This window comes from Bradyrhizobium sp. (assembly GCF_036009065.1).
Classification (GTDB): Bacteria; Pseudomonadota; Alphaproteobacteria; order Rhizobiales; family Xanthobacteraceae; genus Bradyrhizobium.
Genome location: NZ_DASYMN010000022.1, coordinates 1 through 6,575, shown reverse-complemented (window position 1 = coordinate 6,575; position 6,575 = coordinate 1). Strand labels below are relative to the sequence as shown.

Annotated in this window: 6 protein-coding genes and 1 pseudogene; 3 read left to right on the top strand and 4 right to left on the bottom strand. The window is 63.0% G+C overall.

Features of this window, described 5'->3' with window-relative positions; translation table 11 throughout:
- Positions 1–123: pseudogene (locus VGP39_RS01375) on the bottom strand (DUF1013 domain-containing protein); the annotation flags it as partial.
- Positions 124–325: 202 nt separating this feature from the next.
- On the opposite strand from VGP39_RS01375, the gene ispH reads away from it, so the two are divergent.
- The 3 genes from ispH to rnhA are packed head-to-tail and all read left to right on the top strand — an operon-like array spanning position 326 to position 2,719.
- Positions 326–1,288: a 4-hydroxy-3-methylbut-2-enyl diphosphate reductase gene (gene ispH, locus VGP39_RS01370; RefSeq protein WP_327566316.1), complete on the top strand. Its 963-nt coding sequence runs from the start codon at positions 326–328 to the stop codon at positions 1,286–1,288.
- 4 nt (positions 1,289–1,292) lie between these two features.
- Positions 1,293–2,273: a homoserine kinase gene (locus VGP39_RS01365; RefSeq protein WP_327566315.1), complete on the top strand. Its 981-nt coding sequence runs from the start codon at positions 1,293–1,295 to the stop codon at positions 2,271–2,273.
- Complete coding sequence (rnhA, locus tag VGP39_RS01360) at positions 2,270–2,719, top strand: ribonuclease HI (protein WP_327566314.1); 450 nt, start codon at positions 2,270–2,272, stop codon at positions 2,717–2,719. Before VGP39_RS01365 ends, rnhA begins: the two co-directional genes overlap by 4 nt.
- A gap of 89 nt (positions 2,720–2,808) precedes the next feature.
- Here rnhA and VGP39_RS01355 read toward each other — a convergent pair whose 3' ends face one another.
- The 3 genes from VGP39_RS01355 to VGP39_RS01345 form a co-directional block, all read right to left on the bottom strand.
- The gene (locus VGP39_RS01355) at positions 2,809–3,294 is read right to left on the bottom strand and encodes a peroxiredoxin (RefSeq protein ID WP_327566313.1); all 486 of its coding nucleotides are present in this window, start codon (positions 3,292–3,294) and stop codon (positions 2,809–2,811) included.
- A gap of 192 nt (positions 3,295–3,486) precedes the next feature.
- A complete protein-coding gene (locus tag VGP39_RS01350) occupies positions 3,487–5,172 on the bottom strand; it encodes a long-chain fatty acid--CoA ligase (RefSeq protein ID WP_327566312.1) in 1,686 nt (561 codons plus the stop codon).
- 154 nt (positions 5,173–5,326) lie between these two features.
- Positions 5,327–6,575 (bottom strand): D-alanyl-D-alanine carboxypeptidase family protein (locus VGP39_RS01345; RefSeq protein WP_327566311.1); only part of this gene is annotated, 1,249 nt, incomplete at its 5' end.

The window sequence follows — 6,575 nt, the reverse complement described above, 5'->3', positions numbered from 1 at the left end:
GGCGATGGCGCGGATCTCCAGCGGGTGCATTTTGGTGAAATCGGCAACCTGGTCGAACGACAGCGCGGTATTGTCGACCAGCCACACGGCCGTCGCCTTCGGCATCAGCGGTGCATTGCTCATGGCAAATCTCCTTTGCGCCTCGCCCACCTGTTTCAGGCGAGGCCGGTGTTTTCGTCGGTAAAGACGGGAATTACGCCCTATATAAGCCGTCCCCGGGCCGCCGCGCAATGGTTTGCTGCCCGGCCTTGACAGCGCCCAAAAGCCGTCCCAAGTCCTGAGGTTAATTGCCCTTATTCGGGGTGATCCGGTCCGGAATTCCCCCATGCCAGCCAAACCGCCCCTGAAAATCGTGCTTTGCTCGCCGCGAGGCTTCTGCGCCGGCGTGGTGCGGGCAATCGACACCGTGGAACGGGCGCTCGCCATTTATGGCGCCCCGGTCTATGTCCGCCACGAGATCGTCCATAACAAATATGTCGTGGATAGCCTGCGGACCAAGGGCGCGATTTTCGTCGAGGAACTGGCCGAAATTCCCGACAATACCAATGCGCCGGTGGTGTTTTCCGCCCACGGGGTCCCCAAATCGGTTCCCGCCGACGCGCGCGCGCGCAATTTCTTCTCGCTGGACGCCACCTGTCCGCTGGTCACCAAGGTGCACCGCGAGGCCGCGATCCATTTCAAGCGCGGCCGCGAAATCCTGCTGATCGGGCATTCGCATCATCCGGAAGTGGTCGGCACGCTCGGGCAGTTGCCGGCCGGCGCGGTGACGCTGATCGAAACCGCGCATGACGCCGCCACCTTCACGCCGAAGGATCCGAACAATCTTGCCTTCGTCACGCAAACGACGCTGTCGATCGACGACACCGCCGAGATCGTGGCGCTGTTGAAGTCGCGCTTTCCGAACATCTCGGGGCCGCACAAGGAAGACATCTGCTACGCCACCACCAATCGCCAACTGGCGGTGAAGAAGGTGGCGCCGGTGGTCGATGCGCTAATCGTGGTCGGCGCGCCCAATTCGTCGAATTCGCAGCGGCTGCGCGAGGTCGCCGAGCGCGAAGGCTGCCCGGTCGCGGTGCTGGCGCAGCGCGCCGGCGATCTCGACTGGAGCAAGTTCGAGGGCATCAGGAGTCTCGGCATCACGGCGGGCGCCTCGGCGCCGGAAGTGATCGTCGAGGAGATCATGGGTGCGTTCGCGGAGCGTTACGAACTGCATGTGGAGACGGTTTCGGCCGCGGAAGAGAACGAATTCTTTCCGTTGCCGCGCTCGCTGCGGCCCGACGCGGCGTAATCTTATGGCGGTCTATACCGACGTTGCCGCCGACGAACTTGCGGAATTCCTGAGCGGCTACGACATCGGCGAACTCTTGTCCTACAAGGGCATCGCCGAAGGCGTCGAGAATTCCAATTTTCTGCTGCACACGACATCAGGATATTTCTTTCTCACGCTATACGAAAAGCGCGTCGCGTTGAGCGATCTGCCGTTCTTCCTCGGCCTGATGGCGCATCTGGCCCGGCATGGCATCAGCTGTCCGCAGCCGGTCACGACCCGCGACGGCGAAGCGCTGGGCACGCTGGCGGGTCGGCCCGCGGCGATCATCGACTTTCTCGAAGGCGTCTGGCCGCGCAAGCCGAACGCCGCGCATTGCGCCGCGGTCGGTCAGGCGCTGGCGAAGCTGCATCTGGCGGGCCGCGATTTTCCGATGCAGCGCGCCAACGCGCTGTCGGTGCAGGGCTGGCGTCCGCTGCTCGATCAGGCTTCGCCGCGTGCCGACACGTTGCAGCACGGTTTGCAGGCGCTGGTCGGCGACGAACTCGACCATCTGGAGAAATCCTGGCCGAAGCATCTGCCCGCCGGCGTCATCCACGCCGATCTGTTTCCCGACAACGTCTTGTTTCTCGGCGACAGGCTCTCGGGCCTGATCGATTTCTATTTCGCCTGCAACGACATCCTCGCTTACGATATTGCGATCTGCCTCAACGCCTGGTGTTTCGAGACCGATCATTCCTTCAACGTCACCAAGGCGCGCGCGTTTCTCAACGCGTATGGCCGCGAGCGCAAACTCTCCGATGCCGAGCAGGACGCGCTGCCGCTGCTGGCGCGCGGCGCCGCGCTGCGGATTCTGCTGACGCGCCTGGTCGACTGGTTCAACATTCCGCCGGGCGCGCTGGTGCGGCCGAAAGATCCGCTCGAATATGTCCGCAAGCTGCGGTTTCAGCAGAGTGTGAACAGCATCCGCGATTACGGCGTCGAGCAATCGGGGCTGGTGGCGTGAGTTCGCTTCCGGTCATCATTCACACCGACGGCGCATGTTCCGGCAATCCCGGGCCGGGCGGCTGGGGCGCGATCCTGAAATTCGGCGATGTCGAGAAGGAATTGAAGGGCGGCGAGGCGCATACCACCAATAACCGCATGGAATTGATGGCGGCGATCTCGGCACTCGAGGCGCTGAAGAAACCGTGCAGCGTCGATCTCTACACCGACAGCCAGTATGTCCGTCAGGGCATCACCGGCTGGATCCACGGCTGGAAGAAGAACGGCTGGCGCACCGCCGACAAGAAACCGGTCAAGAATGTCGAGCTATGGCAACGGCTGGATGCAGCGTTGAAGTCGCATCAGGTGCGGTGGCACTGGGTCAAGGGCCACGCCGGCCACGACGCCAACGAGCGCGCCGATCAGCTGGCGCGCGATGGCGTCGCGATGGCGCGGTTGAAGGGTTGAAACAAGCGTCATTGCGAGGAGCGAAGCGGACGAAGCAATCCAGCTCTTACTTCGCGGCCGCTGGATTGCTTCGCTGCGCTCAATGACGGCTAAAGCTGCCCGAGCAGCGTGTCGCCGCCGGAAACCTCGACCTTGCCGGGGTTCGGCTCGACGTTGAACTTCTTCACGACACCATCCTCGACCAGCATCGAGTAGCGCTTGGAGCGGATGCCAAGGCCGTTGCCGGACGCGTCCAGTTCCATGCCGATCGCCTTGGCGAATTCCGCATTGCCGTCGGCCAGGAACAGCGCTTCGTCACGCTGGTCGGTATCGCGCTTCCACGCGTTCAGCACGAAGGCGTCGTTGACCGACACCACGGCGATGGTGTCGACGCCCTTGGCCTTGATGGCGTAGGCGTTGAGAAAAATGCTGGGCATGTGCATCTTGTGGCAGGTGCCGGTATAGGCGCCGGGCACCGCGAACAGCGCGACCTTCTTGCCCTTGAACACGTCGTCGGTGGTCTTGACCTGCGGGCCTTCCGCCGTCATCACGCGAAACTTCGCCTCGGGCAGCTTGTCGCCGACTTGAATCGTCATCGTTGGTTCTCCTTGAGACTATGCGGGGAAGTCTTAGAGCATTTTACAGCCGGAAGGAAACCGGCGTGTCCGGCCGCGGTGCGGCATTCTTCATGCCGCTGCGCTGAGCCGGGACTCCGGTTCGAATGCCATCGTCACCGGAACCCCGGCTCTGCAGCGCACCGCTGCGGGCTGCGCAGCGTCCGGGGAACGTCAGGCCGCCGCCTTCTTCTTCTCGTCGCGCAGTTCGCGGCGCAGGATTTTGCCGACATTGGTCTTCGGCAAATCGGCCCTGAACTCGATCTGCTTGGGCACCTTGTAGGCGGTCAATTGCGTGCCGCAGAACTTGATGATCTCCTCGACCGAGATGTTCGGGTCCTTTTTCACCACAAAGGCCTTCACCGCTTCGCCGGAGCGCGCGTCCTCGACGCCGATCACGGCGCATTCCAGCACCCCCGGATGACTGGCGATCACGTCCTCGATCTCGTTCGGATAGACGTTGAAGCCGGACACCAGGATCATATCCTTCTTACGGTCGACGATCTTGGTGTAGCCATCCGGCGTCATCACGCCGATGTCGCCGGTGCGGAAAAAACCATCGGCCGTCATCACATTCGCGGTTTCATCGGGCCTGTTCCAGTAGCCCGCCATCACCTGCGGACCCTTGGCGCAGATTTCGCCGGGCTGGCCGAGCGGCACTTCCTTGCCGTCGTCGTCGCGGATCGAGATATAGGTCGATGGCACGGGAATGCCGATCGAGCCGGAGAACTTGTCGGTATCGGCGGGATTGCAGGTCAGCGTCGGCGAGGTCTCGGACAGGCCGTAGCCTTCGGACAGCGCGCAGCCGGTGGTCTTCAGCCATTTCTCGGCGACCGCCTTTTGCGTCGCCATGCCGCCGCCGAACGAGGTCTTCAGCTTGGAGAAATCGACCTTGTCGAAACCGGGCGTATTCAACAGCCCATTGTAGAGCGTGTTGACCGCCGGAAAACTGTTGACCTGGTATTTCATCAGCTCCTTGATGAAGCCGGGCATGTCGCGCGGGTTCGGGATCAACAGGTTGACGCCGCCGGCGCGCATCGCCAGCAGGAAGCAGGCCGTCAGCGCGAAGATGTGATAGAGCGGCAGCGCGCAGACGATGAACAATTGATCGACATGCGGCGGCTTCTTCAGCGCCGGCTGCAGCCAGGCGTCGTTCTGCAGCACGTTGGCCAGAATGTTGCGATGGAGCAGTGTCGCGCCCTTGGAGACGCCGGTGGTGCCGCCGGTATATTGCAGGAAGGCGACATCGTCAGGCGTGATCTTCGGCTTGTTCAATTTCATGCCGCGGCCGGCCGCGATGGCGTCGTTGAATTTCACCGCGCCCGGAATCGAGGACGGCGGAACCATCTTCTTGACCCGGCGCACCACGAAGTTGACGATCACGCCTTTGAAGCCGAGCAGGTCGCCCATGCTGCCGATGATGACGTGCTTCACAGCGGTCCTCGGAAGCACCTGCTGTACCGTCGGCGCGAAATTCTCCAGAACGACGATGGCTTCGGCGCCGGAATCCTTGAGCTGATGCTCAAGCTCGCGCGGGGTGTAGAGCGGATTGACGTTGACCACCGTGTAGCCCGCGCGCAGCACGGCGGCGGTCGACACCGGATATTGCAGCACGTTCGGCATCATCAGCGCGACCCGCGCGCCCTTGGCGAGGCCCTTGCTTTGCAGATAGGCGGCAAGCGCCAGCGACAATTCGTCGAGCTCACGATAGTTGATCGATTTGTCCATGCAGATGAAGGCCTTGCGGTCGCTGAATTTCGCAAAGCTTTCTTCCAGCAATTCGACGAGAGATGAATACTGCGTTACGTCGATGTCGGCGGGTACGCCGGCCGGATATTGCTTGAGCCAGATGCGCTCCATGTTATCTCCCCTCTGAATTATTTGCCCGTTGCTTGGAACGGGACGGCTTGTTTTGGAGGAGTATTGAGCGATGCGGCGGCCAATGGCAAGCGGCTGCGCGCACGGGACGCATCGAGGGTTGCGAAAAACCGGGAATTGGACTGGACAATCGCGCTTAGCTGCGCGGGGCGGCAGCGGTCTTTGGACCGGCGGCCGGCCCGGCTTCGCCTGTCGTGCTGTTCCTGGGTGCCGGTTTGGTGGCTGCTTTGGGCTTTGCCGGCTTGGAGGCAGGTTTAGCCGTTACGGCTGCCGGCTTGTCGGCGGGTTTTGCCGCCGCCGCTGCGTCCGGCTTGGCGCTGGCGTGCCTGGCGCCGGATCTCGCACCCGGCTTGCCATCGGATTTGGCATCCTTGGCTTTTGGATCGGTCTTTGCGTCAGCGGTAGCAACCGGCTTGTTGCCGGCGCTGCGGCCCTTCTTGCCGCGGTGCACCGTCTGCTGCTCAGAGTCCACCGCATTGGCGGCAATCAGCGCGGGGCCGGTTTTGGTCGGACCGGTATAGACGATGACGGGCTCTGAAGCCGCCGGCGCTGCGGCCAGCATCTCTGATGGCCTAAGGGTCGGCGGCTGCAAGCCGGCGGTAAAGAACGTGATCGCGGTCTCGCCGCTGCTCGAACTGCTGGCGACCGTCGTGTCCTCATCCTCATCGCTGGCCGGACGCTTGCGCTTGCCGCCGCACATCTCGTCGCGCAGGTTCGGCGGCGAAGCGTCGATCGGCACCAGATTGTCGACGCTGCCGAGCGCCGGGCGCAGCCATGTCAGACCGTTGTTGGCAAAGCCGCGCTCGAGCAGTTGCGCGGCGCGCACGGCGCGCATGCGGCCCGAGGAGGCGCCGAGCACCACCGCGATCAGGCGCTTGCCGTTTCGCGTGGCGGAGGCGACCAGATTGTAGCCGGACGCGCAGATGAAGCCGGTCTTCATGCCGTCGGCGCCGGGAAAACGTCCGATCAGCTTGTTGAAGTTTTGCGTCACCCTGCGGCCGTATCGGATCGAGGGGATGTGCATGAAATATTCATACTCCGGCAGGTCGCGAAGGATCGCGCGCGCCAGGATTGCGAGGTCCCGCGCCGAGGTGACCTGCCCTTCCGCGGGCAAGCCGTTCGGATTGACGTAAGAGGTTTGCGTCATGCCGAGGCGCTGCGCTGTCTGATTCATCTGAGCCGAGAAACCGTCGATCGAACCGCCGACGCCTTCGGCGAGCACCACGGCCATGTCGTTGGCCGATTTCACCATCATCATCTTCAACGCGTTATCGACGGTGACCTGAATGCCCGGCCGAAAGCCCATCTTCGATGGCGACTGCGAGGCCGCGGCAGGCGACACCGTCAGCACGGTGTCGAGCGAGATGCGCCCCTCCTTGACCGCC